This is a genomic window from Trinickia dabaoshanensis (assembly GCF_002879885.1).
GTDB lineage: Bacteria > Pseudomonadota > Gammaproteobacteria > Burkholderiales > Burkholderiaceae > Trinickia > Trinickia dabaoshanensis.
This window is the reverse complement of record NZ_PNYA01000003.1, coordinates 35,741-54,160: the sequence shown is the minus strand read 5'-3', so window position 1 is coordinate 54,160 and position 18,420 is coordinate 35,741. Positions and strand designations below refer to the sequence as shown.

20 protein-coding genes are annotated in these 18,420 nt (G+C 64.2%); 8 read left to right on the top strand and 12 right to left on the bottom strand.

Annotated elements, in window-relative coordinates; all coding sequences use genetic code 11:
- Positions 1–28 precede the first annotated feature (28 nt).
- The 8 genes from flgF (at position 29) to flgL (ending at position 9,095) form a co-directional block, all read left to right on the top strand.
- Positions 29–787 carry a flagellar basal-body rod protein FlgF gene (gene flgF, locus C0Z18_RS03915; protein ID WP_102644080.1) on the top strand — a complete coding sequence of 253 codons (759 nt, stop codon included), beginning with the start codon at positions 29–31 and terminating at the stop codon, positions 785–787.
- Between the two features lie 52 nt (positions 788–839).
- Positions 840–1,628 carry a flagellar basal-body rod protein FlgG gene (gene flgG / locus C0Z18_RS03910; protein ID WP_102644079.1) on the top strand — a complete coding sequence of 263 codons (789 nt, stop codon included), beginning with the start codon at positions 840–842 and terminating at the stop codon, positions 1,626–1,628.
- A 50-nt stretch (positions 1,629–1,678) separates the two neighbouring features.
- Complete coding sequence (gene flgH / locus C0Z18_RS03905; RefSeq protein WP_102644078.1) at positions 1,679–2,404, top strand: flagellar basal body L-ring protein FlgH; 726 nt, start codon at positions 1,679–1,681, stop codon at positions 2,402–2,404.
- Positions 2,405–2,424: 20 nt separating this feature from the next.
- The gene (locus C0Z18_RS03900) at positions 2,425–3,564 is read left to right on the top strand and encodes a flagellar basal body P-ring protein FlgI (RefSeq protein WP_199189390.1); all 1,140 of its coding nucleotides are present in this window, start codon (positions 2,425–2,427) and stop codon (positions 3,562–3,564) included.
- Between the two features lie 15 nt (positions 3,565–3,579).
- Entirely contained in the window at positions 3,580–4,596 is a 1,017-nt protein-coding gene (gene flgJ / locus C0Z18_RS03895; protein ID WP_102644077.1) for a flagellar assembly peptidoglycan hydrolase FlgJ, read from the top strand.
- A 372-nt stretch (positions 4,597–4,968) separates the two neighbouring features.
- On the top strand, positions 4,969–5,724 hold the full coding sequence (locus C0Z18_RS03890; protein WP_102644076.1) for a flagellar brake protein: 756 nt from the start codon (positions 4,969–4,971) through the stop codon (positions 5,722–5,724).
- Between the two features lie 117 nt (positions 5,725–5,841).
- The gene (gene flgK / locus C0Z18_RS03885; RefSeq protein WP_102644075.1) at positions 5,842–7,842 is read left to right on the top strand and encodes a flagellar hook-associated protein FlgK; all 2,001 of its coding nucleotides are present in this window, start codon (positions 5,842–5,844) and stop codon (positions 7,840–7,842) included.
- Between the two features lie 14 nt (positions 7,843–7,856).
- A complete protein-coding gene (gene flgL / locus C0Z18_RS03880) occupies positions 7,857–9,095 on the top strand; it encodes a flagellar hook-associated protein FlgL (protein WP_102644307.1) in 1,239 nt (412 codons plus the stop codon).
- A gap of 108 nt (positions 9,096–9,203) precedes the next feature.
- Here flgL and C0Z18_RS03875 read toward each other — a convergent pair whose 3' ends face one another.
- From C0Z18_RS03875 to fliJ, 12 genes are all read right to left on the bottom strand, one after another.
- Positions 9,204–10,226, bottom strand: a complete 1,023-nt coding sequence (locus C0Z18_RS03875; RefSeq protein ID WP_158244192.1) for a molybdopterin-binding domain-containing protein — start codon at positions 10,224–10,226, stop codon at positions 9,204–9,206.
- Positions 10,227–10,263: 37 nt separating this feature from the next.
- Positions 10,264–11,034, bottom strand: a complete 771-nt coding sequence (locus C0Z18_RS03870; RefSeq protein WP_233216982.1) for a NucA/NucB deoxyribonuclease domain-containing protein — start codon at positions 11,032–11,034, stop codon at positions 10,264–10,266.
- The gene (locus C0Z18_RS33385; RefSeq protein ID WP_233216974.1) at positions 11,013–11,348 is read right to left on the bottom strand and encodes a hypothetical protein; all 336 of its coding nucleotides are present in this window, start codon (positions 11,346–11,348) and stop codon (positions 11,013–11,015) included. The genes C0Z18_RS03870 and C0Z18_RS33385 overlap by 22 nt, the downstream gene beginning before the upstream one ends.
- Before the next feature lie 203 nt (positions 11,349–11,551).
- Entirely contained in the window at positions 11,552–12,334 is a 783-nt protein-coding gene (gene fliR / locus C0Z18_RS03865; protein ID WP_102644073.1) for a flagellar biosynthetic protein FliR, read from the bottom strand.
- Positions 12,335–12,365: 31 nt separating this feature from the next.
- Complete coding sequence (gene fliQ, locus C0Z18_RS03860; RefSeq protein WP_102644072.1) at positions 12,366–12,635, bottom strand: flagellar biosynthesis protein FliQ; 270 nt, start codon at positions 12,633–12,635, stop codon at positions 12,366–12,368.
- Between the two features lie 34 nt (positions 12,636–12,669).
- On the bottom strand, positions 12,670–13,449 hold the full coding sequence (gene fliP / locus C0Z18_RS03855) for a flagellar type III secretion system pore protein FliP (RefSeq protein ID WP_102644071.1): 780 nt from the start codon (positions 13,447–13,449) through the stop codon (positions 12,670–12,672).
- On the bottom strand, positions 13,450–14,013 hold the full coding sequence (gene fliO, locus C0Z18_RS03850; RefSeq protein WP_102644070.1) for a flagellar biosynthetic protein FliO: 564 nt from the start codon (positions 14,011–14,013) through the stop codon (positions 13,450–13,452).
- On the bottom strand, positions 14,013–14,501 hold the full coding sequence (gene fliN / locus C0Z18_RS03845; protein WP_102644069.1) for a flagellar motor switch protein FliN: 489 nt from the start codon (positions 14,499–14,501) through the stop codon (positions 14,013–14,015). Before fliN ends, fliO begins: the two co-directional genes overlap by 1 nt.
- A complete protein-coding gene (fliM, locus tag C0Z18_RS03840) occupies positions 14,494–15,495 on the bottom strand; it encodes a flagellar motor switch protein FliM (protein WP_102644068.1) in 1,002 nt (333 codons plus the stop codon). Before fliM ends, fliN begins: the two co-directional genes overlap by 8 nt.
- A gap of 82 nt (positions 15,496–15,577) precedes the next feature.
- Positions 15,578–16,078 carry a flagellar basal body-associated protein FliL gene (gene fliL, locus C0Z18_RS03835; protein WP_102644067.1) on the bottom strand — a complete coding sequence of 167 codons (501 nt, stop codon included), beginning with the start codon at positions 16,076–16,078 and terminating at the stop codon, positions 15,578–15,580.
- Positions 16,079–16,379: 301 nt separating this feature from the next.
- Positions 16,380–17,894 (bottom strand): flagellar hook-length control protein FliK, encoded by a 1,515-nt coding sequence (locus C0Z18_RS03830; RefSeq protein ID WP_102644066.1) that lies wholly within the window; start codon positions 17,892–17,894, stop codon positions 16,380–16,382.
- Positions 17,895–17,962: 68 nt separating this feature from the next.
- On the bottom strand, positions 17,963–18,415 hold the full coding sequence (fliJ, locus tag C0Z18_RS03825; RefSeq protein ID WP_102644065.1) for a flagellar export protein FliJ: 453 nt from the start codon (positions 18,413–18,415) through the stop codon (positions 17,963–17,965).
- Positions 18,416–18,420 lie beyond the last annotated feature (5 nt).

Sequence of the window (18,420 nt, the reverse complement as noted above, 5' to 3'; positions counted from 1 at the left end):
TAGCCAGCACCGCAGAATAAGGCGAGTCATGGACCGACTGATCTATACCGCGATGACGGGCGCCGCCGAGGCGCTCGAACAGCAGGCCGTCGTGGCCAACAACTTGGCGAACACGTCGACGACGGGTTTTCGCGCGCAGCTCGCGAACTTCCGCAACGTGCCGCTCAGTTTCGGCGACGGCTCGACGGTGAACAACGACACCACGCGGACGTTCACGCTGACGGCGACGCCGAGCTCGGACTTCGCGTCCGGGCCGATCTCGCAGACGGGCAATCCGCTCGACGTCGCGATCACCGGTCCGGGCTGGCTGTCCGTGCAAACGGCCGACGGCAACGAGGCTTACACGCGCGCCGGCAACTTGCACACCGACGAGAACGGCCAACTGGTCACGGCGACGAATCAGCCGGTGCTCGGCACGGGCGGCCCGATCTCGATTCCGCCCGGCGCCACCGTGACGATCGGCAAGGACGGCACCGTCTCGGCGCTCGGCGCGGGCGATTCGCCCTCGCAAATCGTCGTGCTCGACCAACTCAAGCTCGTGAACCCCGACCCCGCCACGATGACACGCGGCGACGACGGTTTGTTCCGGACCGCGGACGGCCAGCCGGCCGACGCCGATCCGACCGTAACCGTCGCGCAAGGCGCAATCGAGGGCAGCAACGTGAATTCCGTCGCGGCAATGGTCTCGATGATCACGAACGCGCGCCAGTTCCAGATGCAGACGAAGTTGCTGCAGACGGCAGACCAAAACGATCAGACGGCCAACCAACTGCTGTCGTTCACCTGACCGGTCTCGCGGCTAACGCCCGAACCGGATTGCAATTACCAGGAGATTCACCATGAACCGCTCGCTCTACATCGCCGCCACCGGCATGAACGCGCAGCAGGCGCAGATGGACGTCATTTCGAACAACTTGTCGAACGTGAGCACGACCGGCTTCAAGGGCTCGCGCGCGGTGTTCCAAGACCTCATCTACCAAACCCTGCGCCAACCCGGCGCGAACTCGACGCAGCAAACGGAGCTGCCCTCGGGCCTGCAAGTCGGTACCGGCGTGCAGGAAGTCGCGACCGAGCGCCTGTACACGCAGGGCAACATGCAGCAAACGGGCAACTCGAAGGACGTCGCCATAAACGGCAACGGCTTCTTCCAAGTGCAGATGCCCGACGGCACGACGGCATACACGCGCGACGGCTCGTTCCAAACGAACGCGCAAGGCCAGCTCGTGACCTCGAGCGGCTATCCGGTGATGCCGCAGATCACGGTTCCGCAAAACGCGACCTCGCTCACGATCGGCTCCGACGGCACGGTCAGCATCAAAGTGGCCGGTTCGACGAACAGCCAGACCATCGGCACGATCCAACTGGCGACGTTCATCAACCCGGCCGGCCTCGAGTCGAAGGGCGAGAACCTGATGGAAGAAACGACTTCGTCGGGTGCGCCGAACGTCACGACGCCGGGCCTGAACGGCGCCGGCACGCTCAACCAGGGTTACCTGGAAGCGTCGAACGTGAACGTCGTGCAAGAACTCGTGAACATGATCGAGACGCAGCGTGCGTACGAGATCAACAGTAAGGCCGTCCAGACTTCGGACCAGATGTTGCAGACCTTGAGCCAGATGTCGGTTTAAGGTTCCGGTAGGACAGTAGTAGCAATTTGATGAGCAGGCGGTAAACGAAGATGTCGCAGACGAGCCGAATTCCCTTTCGCGTGCGCGGGTTGCGCGCGGCAGCCACGCTGACCTATGCGAGCGCGCTCGCAGGGGTGCTGACGGGCACTTTCGCCGGTTGCGCGCAGATCGAGCACCGCGAGCCCATCGTGCAGCAGCCGATGACGGCGACGCCGCCGGTGCCGCCGCAATTGCAGCCGCCGGGTTCGATTTACAACCCGGGCTACGCGGGTCATCCGTTGTTCGAGGATCAGCGTCCGCGCAACACGGGCGACATTCTCACGATCGTCATCGCGGAAAACATCAACGCGACGAAGTCGTCCGCGGCGGCCGCCGGGCGCAACGGCACCTCGAGTTTGTCGGTGCCGACGGCGGGCTTCCTGAAGGGCCTGTTCAACCACATGGATCTGAGCGCATCGGGCGCGAACACGTTCGGCGGCTCGGGCGGCGCGAATGCATCGAACACGTTCAACGGCACCATCACGGTGACGGTGACGAACGTGCTGCCCAACGGCAATCTCGTCGTGAGCGGCGAAAAGCAGATGCTGATCAACCAGGGCAACGAGTTCGTGCGGTTCTCGGGCGTGGTCAATCCGAACACGGTCTCCGGGGAAAACACGGTGCTCTCCACGCAGGTCGCCGATGCGCGCATCGAGTACTCCGCGAAGGGCTATATCAACGAAGCGGAAACGATGGGATGGCTCCAGCGATTCTTCTTGAACATAGCGCCGTGGTGATCGCGATGACGACTTCGATCATGCGCGCCATGCGCCGTACCCTCGCGCTCGCCGCGCTGCCCATTTTGCTCGTATGCGCCGGCCCGGCGCATGCCGAGCGCCTGAAGGATCTCGTGCAGATCCAAGGCGTGCGCGACAACCCGCTCATCGGCTACGGCCTCGTCGTCGGCCTCGACGGCACGGGCGACCAAACGACGCAAACCCCGTTCACGACGCAAACGCTCACGAACATGCTGGCCAACCTCGGCATTTCGCTGAACAGCGGCCAAGCGAATGGCGGCGGTGCGGCCTCGAACATGCAGTTGAAAAACGTCGCGGCCGTCATGGTCACGGCGACGCTGCCCCCGTTCGAGCGTCCCGGCGAGGCGATCGACGTCACCGTCTCGTCGCTCGGTAACGCCAAGAGCTTGCGCGGCGGCACGCTGCTGCTCACGCCGCTCAAGGGCGCCGATGGCCAAGTCTATGCACTGGCTCAAGGCAACGTCGCCGTCGGCGGTGCGGGCGCGAGCGCCAACGGCAGCAAAGTGCAAGTGAACCAGCTCGCGGCCGGCCGGATTCCGTCCGGCGCCATCGTGGAGCGCGCCGTGCCGACGCAAGTCGCACAGGCAGGCGGCACGGTGCAGATGGAGCTGAACGACATGGACTACGACACGACGCAACGTATCGTGGCAGCGGTCAACAACGCGTTCGGCCAAGGCACGGCCATGCCGCTCGACGGCCGCACGATTCAATTGCGCGCACCGATCGATCCGAGCCAGCAAGTCGCCTTCATGGCGCAGCTCGAAAACCTCGACGTGCGCCCGGCGCAAGCGGCCGCGAAGGTCATCCTCAATTCGCGCACCGGCTCGATCGTGATGAACCAGATGGTGACGCTGCAAAGCTGCGCCGTCGCACACGGCAACCTGTCGGTCGTCGTGAACACGCAGACGGCGGTCAGCCAGCCCGGCGCGTTCTCGAACGGCTCGACGGTGGCGACGCAGCAGTCGCAGATTCAACTGAAGCAGGACAACGGCGCGCTCAAGCTCGTCACGGCGGGCGCCAACCTCGCCGATGTCGTGAAGGCGCTGAACGCGCTCGGCGCGACGCCGGCCGATCTGATGTCGATCCTGCAAGCAATGAAAGCCGCGGGCGCGTTGCGCGCGGATCTCGAGATCATCTAAGGATAGGGTGTCCCGATGAACGCCAACACGGTCTACAGCGGCAAAGTCGATACCGGCAGCGACGTCTCGCAGCGCTTCGCGCTCGACGTCCAAGGTTTCGACGCGCTGCGCGCTCAAGCGGGCGCCGATCCTCAAAAAGCGCTGAAATCGACGGCGAAGCAATTCGACGCCGTATTCATCCAGATGATGCTCAAGAGCATGCGCGATGCGACGCCGGCCGACGGCATCCTCGATTCGAACGACGGCAAGCAGTATCAGTCGATGCTCGATCAGCAGCTCTCGCAGCAACTCTCGTCGAAAGGCGTCGGCGTGGCCGATGCACTGATCAAGCAGCTTTCGCGCAACCTCGGTGGCGCGGAGGCGAACGCCGGCGCGGGCGGCGCCTCGTCCGGCGCGCTCGGCGGCTTGCTCGGCGGCGGCTCGGCCGCCGACGCCAGCGGCAACGAGGGCGATGCGGCCATGATGGGCGCGCTCGCACGCGCCTACTCGAACGCGCAAGCGAACGGCGCGCTTGCTGCGGGCAGGGGCTATACGGCGCAAAGCGCGCTGACGCCGCCGATGCACGGCAAGGGCGAATCGCCGAAGGTCGATGCGTTCGTCGAAAAAATGGCGGCGCCGGCCCAAGCGGCCAGCGCGGCGACGGGTATTCCGGCGCGTTTCATCGTCGGCCAGGCCGCGCTCGAGACGGGCTGGGGCAAGGGCGAAATCAAGAACTCGGACGGCTCGCCGAGCCACAACGTGTTCGGCATCAAAGCGACGAGCGACTGGACCGGTAAGACGGTCGCCACCGTGACGACCGAATACATTCACGGCGTAGCGCATAAGGTCGTCGAGAAATTCCGCTCCTACAGTTCGTACGCCGAGGCGATGACCGACTACGCGAGCATGTTGCGCGACAACCCGCGCTACGCCTCGGTGCTCTCGACGTCGCACGATGCGGCCAGTTTCGCGCACGGCATGCAAAAGGCCGGGTATGCGACCGATCCGCACTACGCGAAAAAACTGATTTCGATCATGAAGCAAATGGTTTGACCGGCGCGGATCCACGCCGGCATAACGGGTATATCACGGGGAGCGCATTAAAGCGCGACGGGGCCAAGCGAGAAGTAGACGGTACAAGGCCGGCCGCCGAAAGGCGGTCGGCCGAGCCGCGATGGACAGAGCCGCATCAGGCGCATGATAATGGCGCCGATGGCCGAATTGGGCGTTAGAGGAACGGTTGCCGGCGCGAGCCGATAACCGAGTGTTTGCTCGAAAACTAAAAAAATATTTCGAGACTACCTCTAAACTTTGCACGTCCGATGCCGCTAATCAGACGAGACCCTGTTCGGATCGCTGTAATGCGTCCGAAAGCATTGGCGCCGGTGCGTATCGCGTGCCGCGCAAGTTTGCATACCCGAGCCCATGGATACCAATCAGTCGAATGGCCCGACGGAGGATACCGCCGAAAGCGATCATGATTTCGGCCGCCGCAATCCGCTCGAAATCGGCGTTCAGCTCCGCAATTTGGCCAATCGCGGCGATTTTCTGACCGTTCAATACAAGAACGGGCAGCTCGTGACGAAAATTCTCGATGTCGACGTGCGCGCGCGTACGTTCTCGTTCGATTGGGGCGCACTGCCCGAGCAGAACAAAGGCGTCCTGGCTTCGGCGAGTTGCACCTTCCGCGCGTCGCCCGAAGGCGTGCGCGTCGAGTTTTCCACCGTCACGCCGCAAGAAACGCGCTTCGAGGGTTTACCCGCATTCGAAGCCCCGTTCCCCGAAGTGCTGTACTACGTGCAACGGCGCGAGTACTTCCGTGTCGATGCACCCGTGCTCGACCCGTACTTTTGCCGCGGCCGTCTGCCCGAGGGCGATACGTTCCGGTTCGAGGTGCATGACCTCTCGCTGGGCGGGATCGGGTTGCGCACGACGGACGAGCGCGTGGCCGAGTTGCCGATGGGCGCCATGCTGCCCGACGTCGAAGTGCACCTGAACGGCCATGGCATGCTCTCGCTCGATCTCGAACTCGTTTCGATGCGCGCGACCGAGCTGCCGAACGGCGGCCGGCGCTTCCAACTCGGGATGCGTTTCGTCGCCTTGCCCGGCAGCGCGGAGAACACGCTGCAGCGCCTGATCACCCAGCTCGAAATGCGCCGCCGCTCGCTCGTCAAAGCGTAAAAAAATAAACGGGGCCGGTGCATGCCGCCCCCTTAAATTTCTGCGCGCGCGGCCGTTATACATGTGTTCCCTCAACGAGGCGGGCAGCCCCATGGCGTCCGCCCTTCAGGAAGACGCATGTCCAACGATATTTTCAACATCGGGTTGTCCGGTCTGAACGCTGCCCAATGGGGCCTGCAGACGACAAGCCAGAACATCAGCAACGCGGCCACGCCCGGTTACACGGTCGAGAACCCCGTCTATGCCGAAGCGAGCGGCCAGTACACCGGCTCCGGCTATCTCGGCACGGGCGTGGACACGGTCACGGTCCAGCGCAATTACAGCCAGTACCTGAGCGCGCAGCTCAACACGGCCACGTCGACCAACAGCGCGCTGACGGCCAACTACGCGATGGCCTCGCAACTGAGCAACCTCGTCGGTAGCCCGACCACCGGTATCTCGGCTGCGATCACCTCGTATTTCACGGGCATGCAAAATGTCGCGAACACGCCGAACAACGTGGCGTTCCGGCAGACCGCGATCAGCGCCGCCCAAACGCTCGCCTCGCAGATCAACGCCGCCGGCGCGCAGTACGATCAGTTGCGCACGAGCGTGAATCAGCAACTGCAAACGGCCGTTGCCTCGATCAATACCTACTCGTCGCAGATCGCCACGCTGAACGGCCAGATTGCCGCGGCATCCGCGCAAGGCCAGCCGCCGAACCAGTTGCTCGATCAGCGCGACCAAGCGGTGGCGAGCCTGTCGCAGCTCGTCGGCGTGTCCGTCGTGCAAAACTCGAGCGGCTACAGCGTGTTCATCGGCAACGGGCAGCCGCTCGTCGTCGCCAGCAACAACTTCAAGCTCGGGACGGCCAACTCGCAAAGCGATCCGAGCGAGCTTTCGGTGACCTACAACGGGCTGAACGGCGCGACCACGCCGCCGCCGGTCGAGTACCTGCCGCCTTCGGCGGTGACGGGCGGTACCGTGGGCGGGTTGCTCCAATTCCGCACGCAAACGCTCGATCCCGCCGAATCGCAACTCGGCGCGATCGCGACCAGCTTCGCCTCCCAGGTCAACGCGCAGAACGCGCTCGGCATCGATCTGGCCGGCAACAAGGGCGGCAATTTGTTCAACGTGGGCTCGCCCACGGTCTACTCGAATCTGGCCAACACCGGCAACGCGAACCTGACGGTCGGCTTCGCGAACAGCGCGCAGCCGACGAACGACGACTACGCGCTCTCGTTCGCGGGCGGAACTTACACGTTGACCGATACGACGACGGGCAGCGTCGTGGGCACCTCCGCCACGGCGCCCAACGGCACGACGCCGATCGGCGGGCTGGTGCTGAACATCACCTCCGGTTCGATGAACGCGGGCGATTCGTTCACGATTCAGCCCACGCGCGGCGCGCTCAACACGTTCGGCCTGACGACCTCGAACCCTTCCTCGATCGCGGCCTCCGCGCCCGTGCTCGCTTCGGCGCCGAGTTCGAACACGGGCACGGGCTCGATCACGCAAGGCACGGTCACGGCGGGCTATCAGATTTCCGGCTCGACGACGATCGCGTACAACTCGAGCACGAATACGCTGAGCGGCTTCCAGGTCGGCACGACGATCACGGTGGCGGGTACGCCCCCGACGACGATTCCGATCACCGCGGCAACGACGACGGTCCCGTACAACCCGGCCCAAGGCGCGACGCTGACGATCAACAGCACGACGACGCCCACGCCCGCCGGGATCACGAACGGCGTGACGTTCTCGTTGAGCGGCACGCCCGCGAACGGCGACACCTTCACGATCGCGCCGAACACCGGCACGTTCGACGGCCGCAATGCGCTCGCGATGTCCAAGCTCGTGTCGAATGCGTCGATGAACGGCGGCACCTCGACGATGACGGCCGCGTACGCGTCCTACGTGAACAATATCGGCAACGCGGCGAGCCAGCTCAAGGCGGCGAGCACGTCGCAATCGGCGCTCGTCACGCAGATCACCTCGGCGCAACAAGCCGTCTCGGGCGTGAACCTGGACGAAGAGGCGTCGAACTTGTTGCAATATCAGCAGGCTTATCAGGCGAACAGCAAGGTCATCCAGACGGCCGAGTCGATGTTCCAGACCCTGATGGGCATCTTCCACTAAGGTGACGAGCGATGATGCGCATCTCGACTTCGCAGTTCTATAACCAGAACATCCAGACAATGGATAACCAGCAGAGCCAGCTGGGTACGTATTATCAGCAGCTCTCGAGCGGCACCGCGCTCACCACGCCCGCGGACAACCCGCTGGCCGCGGCGCAGGCGGTTCAGTTGACGATGACCTCGGCAACGCTGACGCAATACCAGTCGAATCAAAACTCGGCGCTCTCGTCGCTGCAACTCGAGGACAAGACGCTCTCGAGCGTGACGAACACGATGACGACCATCGTGTCCGAACTCACGCGTGCGGGCGACGGCACCTTGAACGACACCGATCGCGCCTCGATTGCCCAAGCGCTCCAAGGCTATCGCAGCCAGCTTCTGAACCTCGCGAACACGAGCGACGGGGCCGGCAACTACCTGTTCTCGGGTTTCCAAGCGACGACGGCGCCGTTCACGAACGCCGTGGGCGGCGGCGTGAACTACCAGGGCGACAACGGTATTCGCGAGGCGCAGGTGACCGACACGCGCCAGGTCGCGACGAACGACTCCGGCTCCAGCGTGTTCCTGACGGTGCCCGCGGTCGGCACCTCGCCCGTGGCGGCCAGCGCCGCGAGCAACACCGGCACCGGCCTCATCGGCGCGCCGTCGATCACGAACCCGGCGATCGCCACCAACGCCGACAACTACACGATCACGTTCGGTGGCACGCCCGCCGCGCCGACCTATACGGTGACCGACAACACGGCGGTACCGCCGACCACGACGGCTGCCACCGCGTTCAACGCAAACACGCCGATCGCGCTGGGCTCGGGTATGCAGGTTGCGATCAAGGGCGCGCCGGCTCCGGGCGATACGTTCTCGGTCACGCCCGCGACGACGCCGCAAAACAGCAGCGTGTTCGCGACGCTCGATGCGATCATTTCGGCGTTGCAACAGCCGGCGAACAACAATCCGACCGCGACGGCCACCCAGTCGAACGCGCTGACGACCGCCGTCTCGCGCTTCCAAAACTCGCTGACGAACGTGACGGTGGTGCAGGCGTCGGTGGGTGGGCGCGAGCAAGAGTTGCAGGCCTTGCAAACGACGACGCGGACGAATTCCACGCAAACCCAAAGCAACTTGGCGGATCTGACCGGCGTCGATATGGTTACGGCGATCACCAAGTTCGAACAGACGCAAAGCGCATTGCAGGCCGCTCAGCAGACGTTCGTGAAGATGCAGGGGATGTCGCTGTTCCAATACATCGGCGGTTGACGCCCACTTAACGATTGACGAAGCCACACGCCCGCGAGGGCGTGCCATCAGGCCGAAGCCCCATCTCCTCGGGACTTCGGCTTTTTTTTCGTCGAAGAAACGAGCGCGTTAGTCGAGCGATAAGTAATCGACGCATTCGCCGGCAGCGAGGGGCTCGGTGCCGTTGCAGATGGTCACCAACACGTTCGACGCCGCGAAGGGCGCGAGGCTTTGACGGTTCTGATCGTCGCTGATCTGGATGACGACACGGCCGCTTTCATCGGTGCGCGCCACACCCCAGAGAAAGCGATTTTCCGTCGCGTGCCTCGTGAGTGGGGCCTCCAACGTGCCCCGTCGCCAAACGGGCCCCGGCGTTGCGACGCATTCCATGAAATCGAGGATGCGGCGCGCGAACAAGTGCATCACGGTGGCCACCTCGGGCGTATCTCCCGGAACGTTGAGTACGATCGCTCTGTCGAAAATGAAAAAGCCGTCATACCGGAAAATCTCGGTCGGCGCGCTGGGCTTGTAATGGGGGCGCTTGCCAACCACGGGGGAGGAGCGGTCGTCGCCGAGACCGCAAATGAAGCCGCGTTCTTTCGTGTTGTCGAAATGCGCTCGTTCCTGACCGTGAGGAAAACAGGCAACCGGTCCGCCCAGACCGTTGCCGAGCATGGCCCCGTCCGTCGGCATGCCGACGCCGATCAGCAAGTCGTAGCGCGACATCAGATCGAGCAATCGATCGCGATAGGCCTCTTCGGCGTCGTGAGCGGTGCTCCCAGCATCGGTCGGAGGCAATGGGGTCAACTGTTCGACCGTCGGCGCCGCGTATCCCCAGCCTGCGATCAACGAGCGCACGTAGGCGGTCATCGAATCGGGCCGCTGCCAAGCGTGCTCCACGTTGCCGGGCGGCACCGCATCGTAACTGCTCAACACCACTCCCACACGGGGGGCCCTATACACGGGGACCGTGAATACGCCGGCGGCGATCAGCACGGCTTGCATCTGCGGCGTGATGCGGGTGCCGCGCGCGACGAGCGTGGCGCCGCGTTCATAGTCTTGCCCGGCCGGATCGCCTGGCTCGGCAACCCGATTGAGCCGCGATGGGCGTCGACGGACGATGTTCGTCGAGGTTTTCGAAGAATCTGACATGCGATGAGCGTCGGTTCGAGGTAAAGGCATTCAGCCGTTAGTCGGTGATGTTCACGTAGAACTCGTCGTTCTCTAATACACGCTGTGACGTGAAGAAATTCCCCAGCCGGGCGCCGGCTCGCTGATTGTCTCTGGCGTCGATGCGTTTGACCGAAAACTCTGCTTGTGACGCGCCTTCGTTTGTCGAGGCGAACGGGTACTCGTCGCAATTGCACGGGCCGGGAGCATCATCCGGATCAGTCGTCAGCTCGCATACGGGCTCCTCCGCGTATTGCTCCACATAGCGCTTCCGCGCTGCGTCTCTGTTGTCCTTAATGCGTGTTTGACTGCGTGTCCGCGTCAGCGCGCTTGCGTCGGAACCGGGAAGGATGCTGCCGTCGCCGGCCGCAACGAACTTGCCCGGTCTGCCAGCCGCTTGCGCCTCCCGGATGTGAATGGCCGACTCATCGACATCGGGATCGCTCACGCTAATTCCGCTGAATACCGCGGGCGCTTTCAAATAGACGCAGCCCTTCGTACCGCGACGCGCGAGCCCGACATCGCAGCGAATTTCCGGAATATATGAGTTCGCACCGCCGCGGAATTTAGAGATCGATTGCCCGTCCTCCAACGACTCTCCGGTACGCACGATTCGGTACTCGACAAGAGGCTGGAAAGTCATACGGTTTTCGCTCCCCATCGTCGGCGTCAGCGTGATGGTGACCTCGTTCGTGAGTCCGCCCGGTACCAGATCGATTGTCGGTGCTGAGGTGGCCGTGCATTGGCCTCCGCACTCGATGTACGGCTTCAACTGGAGCGGGGCACCCATTCCCCTTCCTTTGGGTTGGCGCGAAAGCGCATCTTGATGTCCCACGACAATTGATTAAGGGCATTGTCGGAGTACGTGTAGGCCTCCACGTCGACTTTTGTGGGATTCGTTCGCTCCGGGTTGTCGCTTCTAAAGTCCATGACCTCCGAGCGAAAGCAATGCGAACCGCGGCCCAGCAGCGTTCTCGGCCCGGCTTCGCTGAAGACCGTGGTGCATATCGGCGATACGTCAGTCGCGCTGTCGGCGACAGCGGCGGGTGATGTGACGATCGCGAGGATGCACATACCCACATAGGCAAACGATCTCAGGTTCATTGTTCCTCCGCACTTGTCGAGTTCGCGCATCGGTTGCGCGGCACGATGGTCGGGGCGGAGGGACGGGTAACGCGTGATTGCCGGAGATTTTCAGACGCTTTAACGGTGTTTCTCGACCGTTTGGTCCATTCAGAAGGTGTGCGTGAGCGACGTCGCCGATGCGGCGAACGCAAAGTCCAGAAAAGCTGGAGCGCGGAAGGGCGTTAGTGCAGCGCGGCGGCCACTCGCCCCATCTGATCGATACCGGTATCGACGAGGTGAGCGAAGAACGGAATCATGTTCGGCAGCATCAGCATCAAGAGCAGCATGCCGACCATGAGCGTGACCGAAAAGCCGACTTGGAACACGCCGATCTGCGGCGCGGCGCGATTGAGGATGCCGAGCGAAAGATTGGCGACGAGCAGGGCGACAACGACGGGCAACGAGAGCAGCAGTCCGGACGCAAAGATCGCGCCGCCCCATTGCGCGAGCGCGCGAAACCCCGGCGGTCCGAGCATGGATGACCCGATCGGCACCGTTTGGAACGATTCGACCAACGCGGCGATCATCTGCGCATGCCCGTTATAGGCGAGAAACGCGAGCATCGCGATCATGTTCAAGAAGCTGGAGATGACCTGCGCGGACGCATTCGAGTTCGGATCGAAGAACGTCGCGAAGCCGAGCCCCATCTGCAAGCCGACGAGCGTGCCCGCCATCTCCACGGCAGTGAAAACAAGCTGCATCGTGAAGCCGAGCGCCGCGCCGATCAAAAACTGCATGACCATGATCCACACGCCCGCGGCCGAAAACACCGTGGCCTGCGGCATCGCGGGCAGCGTGGGGGCGACGATGAGCGTCGTGAACGCCGCGAGGGCGATCTTCACGCGGGCGGGAATGGACCGATGGCCGAGTAGGGGCGCGGCCGCGACGAGCGCAGCGATGCGCGCGAACGGCCAGAGAAAGGCCGTCAGCCAGGCGTTCAACTGCGCATAAGTAACGGTGAACATCGGCGGATCGGGGCCTGCGCGCGGCGGCGCGCTATCCCGCGAGCGACGGGATGCTCGTGAGCATCTGCCGCATGTAATCGAGCACGATGGAGAGCATCCACGGTCCCGCGATCACGAGCGTGATCGTCACGGCCATCAGCTTCGGAATGAACGAAAGCGTCGATTCGTTGATCTGCGTGGCGGCCTGGAAAAAACTCACGAGCAAGCCCACCACGAGCGAGACGATCAGCGGCGGGGCGGTGAGCAGCAGGGCCACGTACATCGCGCGGTGCGCGAGCGTGAGTACGGATTCGGGCGTCATGGCGAAGCGCTTCCTCGAATAACGTGGGGCGGGCTCAGGTAAAGCTCTGCGCGAGCGAGCCGATGAGCAACTGCCAGCCGTCCACGAGCACGAAAAGCATCAGCTTGAACGGCAATGAAATCGTAATGGGAGACACCATCATCATCCCCATCGACATCAGCACGCTGGCCACCACCATATCGATGATCAAAAACGGAATGAAGATCGTGAAACCGATCTGAAAAGCCGTTTTGAGCTCGCTCGTGACGAACGCGGGAACGAGCAGCGAGAGCGGGACGTCTTCCGGCCCTTGCAGCGGCGGCGAATGCGAGATCTTCGCGAACAGGGCGAGATCGGATTCGCGCGTTTGCTTCAGCATGAATTGCTTGAACGGCGCCACGCCTCGGGTCACGGCCGTCTCCATCGAGATGGTGCCGTCGGAGAACGGTTTATAGCCGTCGGTGTAAGCCTTGTCGATGACGGGCGACATGACGAACAGCGTCAGAAACAGGGCCAGTCCGACGAGGACCTGATTGGGCGGCGTCGTGCTCGTGCCCATCGCCTGGCGCAGCAACGAAAGGACGATGATGATGCGCGTGAAGCTCGTCATCATCAACACCATTGCCGGCAAAAACGACAACATCGTGAGCAGCAGCATCGTCTGCACGCTCAACGAGTAGGTCGTCCCGCCGTTCGGGCCGGGGCTCGTCGTGAAGGCCGGCAAGCCGTTCGGCGCCGTTTGCGCGTGCGCGAGGTGCGGCAGCAGCGAGAAGATCAAAAAGGGCAGTGCTGGCGCGACGGCGCGCGCGAGCCGCACGATGGGACTGGACGACATTTACTGGCCTCCGCCCGAGGGGCGAGAGAATCGTTTTTTCGCTTCGTTGCCGAGCGCGGACCGAAAACGCGCGCCGAACGTGCCGGGCAGGGCGCCGTCGGGCGAATCGGCTTCACCGCCGGGCACACCCCTCGCCGCCGCGGGCATGGTATGGAGCAGCCGCACGCTGCCGGGGGCCGCGCCGAGCACGAGCCACGTGTCGCCGATCTCGACCACGGTCACGCGCTCCTTGCCGCCGAGCGACACGCCGCCGACCGTGCGCACCAGTTGACCGCGCCCAGAGGGCTGCAGGCCAAGGCGCCGGGCAAGCCATGCGCAGGCGAACACGAGGGCCACGACGACGGCCAAGCCGACGAGCGTTTGCAGGACCGCGCCCACGCCGACGGACGGCACGGCGGTACCCGCCCCGACGTTCGAGGCGATCTTCGCGGCGTTGTTCACCGCGTTCATGTCGGCGGCGGCCGCGGCCGGCGCGAAAGCCGCGAGTACGGCGGCGTTGCACGCCGCTAAGAGAATCGCTGCCACACGCCGCGGTCGCGGCGCACGGTGCAAGCGTGATTTCATCAACGGTTCAGTTTTCGAATGCGTTCGGCCGGCGTGATGATGTCGGTCAGCCGGATGCCGAACTTGTCGTTGACCACGACGACTTCGCCTTGTGCAATCAAACAGCCGTTTACGAGCACGTCCATCGGCTCACCGGCCATCCCGTCGAGTTCGACGACGGAACCTTGCGCAAGTTGCAGCAAATTGCGGATCGCAATTTTCGTGCGCCCCAGCTCGACCGTCATCTGGACCGGGATGTCCAGGATCATGTCGATGTCGTTGCGCGTCGTCGTCGATTCGACTTTCGACAGCGGCTGGAACACGCCGGCCGCAGCGGGCGCCGGTGCCGGATTCGTGTTCTGCTCGGCCAGCGCGGCCGCCCAGTCGTCGAGGCTCGCTTCTTCGTCGGCGGCCATGGCGGGGCTCTTGGCGGTCTCGGCGCCCATGGCGGCCATTTGCGCGTCGAGTTGGGCCGAGCCTTCGCCCGGCGTCGCGTTCAGATCACTCATAATCCGTTTCCTTAATCGTGTTTTCCGCTGCGCTGATCATTTTTTGCACGCGCAACGCATATTGACCATTGAAGATTCCGTAGCCGCATTCCATGACGGGCACGCCGTCGACCTTGGCAACGATGTTTTCTGGGATGTTGATCGGCAGGACGTCGCCCGCGCGCATGTTCAGAATGTCCTCGAACGTGACCGGGATTTGGGCCAGATCGGCTGTCAGCTCGACCTCGGCCGCCTGCACTTGTTTCGACAGCACGCGGATCCAGCGCCGATCGACTTCGAGCGCTTCGCCCTGGATCGGCGAGGTCAGCACGTCGCGAATCGGCTCGATCATCGAGTACGGCATGCAAATATGCAGCGTGCCGCCGGTCGGTCCGAACTCGATCGAGAACTGCGTGACGATCACGATTTCGTTCGGCGTCGCCACGTTGGCGAACTGCGTGTGCATTTCCGAACGCATGAACTCGAACTGCAGCGGGCGTACGCTTTTCCAGGCCGTCGTGTAATGGTCGAACACGAGGCTCAGCAACTTGCCGATGATGCGCTGTTCGGTGGCCGTGAAGTCGCGCCCTTCGACGCGCGTATGGAACCGGCCGTCGCCGCCGAACAGGTTGTCGACGACGAAGAACACGAGATTCGGATCGAACACGAACAACGACGTGCCGCGCAGCGGCTTGACGTGTACGAGATTCAGGTTCGTCGGAATCGGCAGATTCCGCGTGAATTCGCTGTACTTCAGTACTTTGACCGGACCGACCGAAATCTCGGCGGTGCGGCGCATGAAATTGAAGATGCCGAGACGCAAGAGGCGCGCGAAGCGCTCGTTGATGATTTCGAGGCCGGGCATCCGGCCGCGAACGATCCGCTCTTGCGTGGCGATGTTGTACGGGCGTACGCCCGCCTTATCGCGGCTTTCGGTATCGGCATCGGATTCGCCGGTTACGCCCTTGAGGAGTGCATCGACTTCCTCTTGGGACATGAACTCTTCGTGGCCCATCGCTTTGCTCGTCCCTGTATTACGGTTGTGAGTAACGCCTGAAGTGGCACGTTCGGCCCGGCGAGACGCCGGGCGCCCCGCACTACTGGACCACGAATTCCGTGAAGAGCACTTCTTCGACGTGCACCGGCGGCTCGCTTGCGTCCGTGGGCTTCTCGATCAGTGTCTTCAACTCTTGCGCCAACGCGTGCTTGCCGTCGAGCGTCTGCAGATCTTCCGGATGCTTGTTCGACAGGTCGAGCAAGATGCGGCTGCGGATCTCCGGCATGTGCTGCGTGAGCGCCTCTTGCACCTTGCCGTCGGCAAGCTTGAGCGAGAGGCCGACGCGCAGGTAATGCTGGCCGTCGTCCGACAGCAAATTGACCGTCATCGGGTCGAGCGCGAAGAACACCGGCGGGGGCGGCGGAGGCGGCGGCACGGGCTTGCCGTTGCCGACACCGTGCTTGAGCAGGAAAAAGTACATGCCGGCTGCGGCGGCGCCTGCCGCGACGACGGCGATCAACGCGATCACGATGATGCGTTTGAGCTTGCCCGATTTCGCGGGAACGTCGACGGTTTGCTGAGCTGCGGTCGTGGATGCCATGACAATGCTTTGCGTGAATGCGGTAGGGTGAATTGTTGGCTATCCCGGGCTTTAGCGATAAGCCGAAAAGAAGGGACATTCGACGCCATCTCATCCGTTTAAGCCGGCGGCAGGCGCGCTCGGGCTGAAAAACGGGGGGCGATCCGGGGAGCGCCACGGCCCGCGTACCGTCTCGGCCGAGTCGAGGGCACACCGTTGGTGCAACGATTGAAAGCTCGCCCGCGCCGGTGGCGGGGGCGAGCGTGCTTTGCCGGTCGATACCGCCGGGCCCGAATCAGGCCCGGACAGTCCATTCGGCTAGTTACGCGAACGTATCGACGAGGCCGACGGTGCGTCGCGCGGGGATCGATGCCGAAGCCGTCACGGACGTGTCGGCGCCGCCGTCGCCCGAGCCCGCGCCGCCACGGCGGCCGTTGCCACCGCCGCTGCCTTGATTGCCGGCTTGCTGCTGGCTCGCTTGACGCGCGAAACCGTCGCTGACGCTTGCGCTGCCGAGGCCGAGGCCGCCGGCCTCGAGCGCATCGCGCAGCTTGGGCAGCGCCGCCTCGACGGCTTCCCGCACCTGTTGGTGTTGGGAAACGAAGAGGGCGTGGGCATGATTGTCCGCCACCTGCAGCACGACTTGCAGCGGGCCGAGGTCGGGCGGGTTCAGCGTGAGTTCCGCACTTTGCTGATGCGAGTTCGTCAGGAAGACGACCTTCTGGCTCAGCGCATCTTCCCAATCGGGCGTGCCCACTTGCGGCGCGAGCGAGGCCGCGGCCGCCGCGGCTGCCGCGTTCGGCGTCGTCGCGGCAGCCTGGGCGCTCGCGCTGGCCATGCTCGCAGCGGAGGCCGTTTGCGTGGCGGCCAGAGCGGAGCGGGCGGCTTCCGCGTTGTCCTTGAGCGTCGCGATCGCGGCGGTGGCGTCGCCCCCGCCCGCGAGAGCCTGGGCGGTGGCAACCGCCGCGCTGTCGGGCGAGGCGCCCGCACCCGCTTTGGCGGCTTGCTCGGTGGCGGCGCTGATCGCCTGCGCGTTGGCGTTCTTGCCGTCGCCCGTCAGTGTATTCACGAGCTTCGAGTTCAGCGGCAGCGAACCCATGCCGTTGCCGAGGTTGCCCGCGCCGGCGGTATTGCCGCTGTTGCCGAGCACTTGCGTGCCTGCCGCGGCTGCGCCGGCTACCGCGCCTTGCATACCCATTTGGGCCGAGAGCGCGGCTTCGAGCGCCGCGCGCACGGTTTTCGGTTCGGCCGTTTTGCCCGATCCGGTCACGGCGCCGGTCGCGCTCGCAGCGCCGGCGGCCGTGCTCGCACCACCCGTGCCCGCGGCGGCCAGAGCCTGTTGCGCCGCGGCTTGGGCGGCAGCCTGGGCCGCGGCCTGAGCCTGCGCTTGCGCGCTGCCGGCAGCGGCGGCCGCAGTTTGATCTTGACTCGCTTGCTGCTCGGCGTTCGACGACGCGTCGCTGCTCTTCGTGCCGGTGCTCGCTTGCGAGGACGCCGTGCCCTTGCCCGAGGCCGGGTCGGTCGAGCCGTTGGCGGCGCTATCGGCACTATGGGCGCTGCTCGGCGCGTTGCCGTTCGCGGCATCGGCGCCGTTGCTCGTCGGCTTGGCCGACGCCGACTGCGATGCGGCATCGTTTTGCGCATTGTTCGACGACGAAGCGCTCGCGGCGGAATGCGCCGATTGCGCTGTCTGAGCCGCTTGTTGCTGCGCGTTCACGCTTTGCTGCAACGTCTGCGAGAACGGCGCGACGGCCGGCGTGTTCGCGCCGGAAGCGGCGCCGCCGGACGAGGTGTTCGGTGTGCCCGAGAGCGCGCCGAGAAGAGAAATGGGCGACATGACGATGCCTTTATGTGCTGCGGCCTAGCGATGCGCGCGGGGCGCGTGCCGGCCGGTTCGATTCGGGTTCAATTCAAGCTTTCACTGCGCATACGCAATATCTTGGCGGCGTGCTCGTCGGCGTCGCGCTGCTCGCGCCGCGCCGCGATACGGGCCTCGGCCGCTTGGCCACGGGCCTCCAAGACTTCGTATGAGCCCAGCTTTTGCTTTTGACGCTGCCACTCGGGTTTGGCCGCCTCGACGCGCGAGGTGGCCGCCTGGAGCAGGCGTCGCTGCTGTTCGATCGCCGCGTCGAGCGTATCGATGAACGCCTGAAAATTGCGCCAGTTGCCGGCGGGCATGCCGGCCTGGGCCGAAGCCGAGAAGTTCGCGTGATACTCGTCGCGATAGCGCACCAGCGATTCCAACTGGGCCTGCACGTCCGCGCGCTCGCGCTGCGCCCGGCCGAGCTGCTTGGCCGCCGCATCGACGTCGTTTTGCGCGAGATCGATTAAGGTCTTGATCGGAAAATGATTCGCCATCGCTT

Coding starts and splice junctions, on each gene's coding strand:
- flgF (WP_102644080.1), top strand. CDS start 29: ATGGACCGACTGATCTATACCGCGATGACGGGCGCCGCCGAGGCGCTC.
- flgG (WP_102644079.1), top strand. CDS start 840: ATGAACCGCTCGCTCTACATCGCCGCCACCGGCATGAACGCGCAGCAG.
- flgH (WP_102644078.1), top strand. CDS start 1,679: ATGTCGCAGACGAGCCGAATTCCCTTTCGCGTGCGCGGGTTGCGCGCG.
- C0Z18_RS03900 (WP_199189390.1), top strand. CDS start 2,425: ATGCGCGCCATGCGCCGTACCCTCGCGCTCGCCGCGCTGCCCATTTTG.
- flgJ (WP_102644077.1), top strand. CDS start 3,580: ATGAACGCCAACACGGTCTACAGCGGCAAAGTCGATACCGGCAGCGAC.
- C0Z18_RS03890 (WP_102644076.1), top strand. CDS start 4,969: ATGGATACCAATCAGTCGAATGGCCCGACGGAGGATACCGCCGAAAGC.
- flgK (WP_102644075.1), top strand. CDS start 5,842: ATGTCCAACGATATTTTCAACATCGGGTTGTCCGGTCTGAACGCTGCC.
- flgL (WP_102644307.1), top strand. CDS start 7,857: ATGCGCATCTCGACTTCGCAGTTCTATAACCAGAACATCCAGACAATG.
- C0Z18_RS03875 (WP_158244192.1), bottom strand. CDS start 10,226: ATGTCAGATTCTTCGAAAACCTCGACGAACATCGTCCGTCGACGCCCA.
- C0Z18_RS03870 (WP_233216982.1), bottom strand. CDS start 11,034: ATGGGTGCCCCGCTCCAGTTGAAGCCGTACATCGAGTGCGGAGGCCAA.
- C0Z18_RS33385 (WP_233216974.1), bottom strand. CDS start 11,348: ATGAACCTGAGATCGTTTGCCTATGTGGGTATGTGCATCCTCGCGATC.
- fliR (WP_102644073.1), bottom strand. CDS start 12,334: ATGTTCACCGTTACTTATGCGCAGTTGAACGCCTGGCTGACGGCCTTT.
- fliQ (WP_102644072.1), bottom strand. CDS start 12,635: ATGACGCCCGAATCCGTACTCACGCTCGCGCACCGCGCGATGTACGTG.
- fliP (WP_102644071.1), bottom strand. CDS start 13,449: ATGTCGTCCAGTCCCATCGTGCGGCTCGCGCGCGCCGTCGCGCCAGCA.
- fliO (WP_102644070.1), bottom strand. CDS start 14,013: ATGAAATCACGCTTGCACCGTGCGCCGCGACCGCGGCGTGTGGCAGCG.
- fliN (WP_102644069.1), bottom strand. CDS start 14,501: ATGAGTGATCTGAACGCGACGCCGGGCGAAGGCTCGGCCCAACTCGAC.
- fliM (WP_102644068.1), bottom strand. CDS start 15,495: ATGGGCCACGAAGAGTTCATGTCCCAAGAGGAAGTCGATGCACTCCTC.
- fliL (WP_102644067.1), bottom strand. CDS start 16,078: ATGGCATCCACGACCGCAGCTCAGCAAACCGTCGACGTTCCCGCGAAA.
- C0Z18_RS03830 (WP_102644066.1), bottom strand. CDS start 17,894: ATGTCGCCCATTTCTCTTCTCGGCGCGCTCTCGGGCACACCGAACACC.
- fliJ (WP_102644065.1), bottom strand. CDS start 18,415: ATGGCGAATCATTTTCCGATCAAGACCTTAATCGATCTCGCGCAAAAC.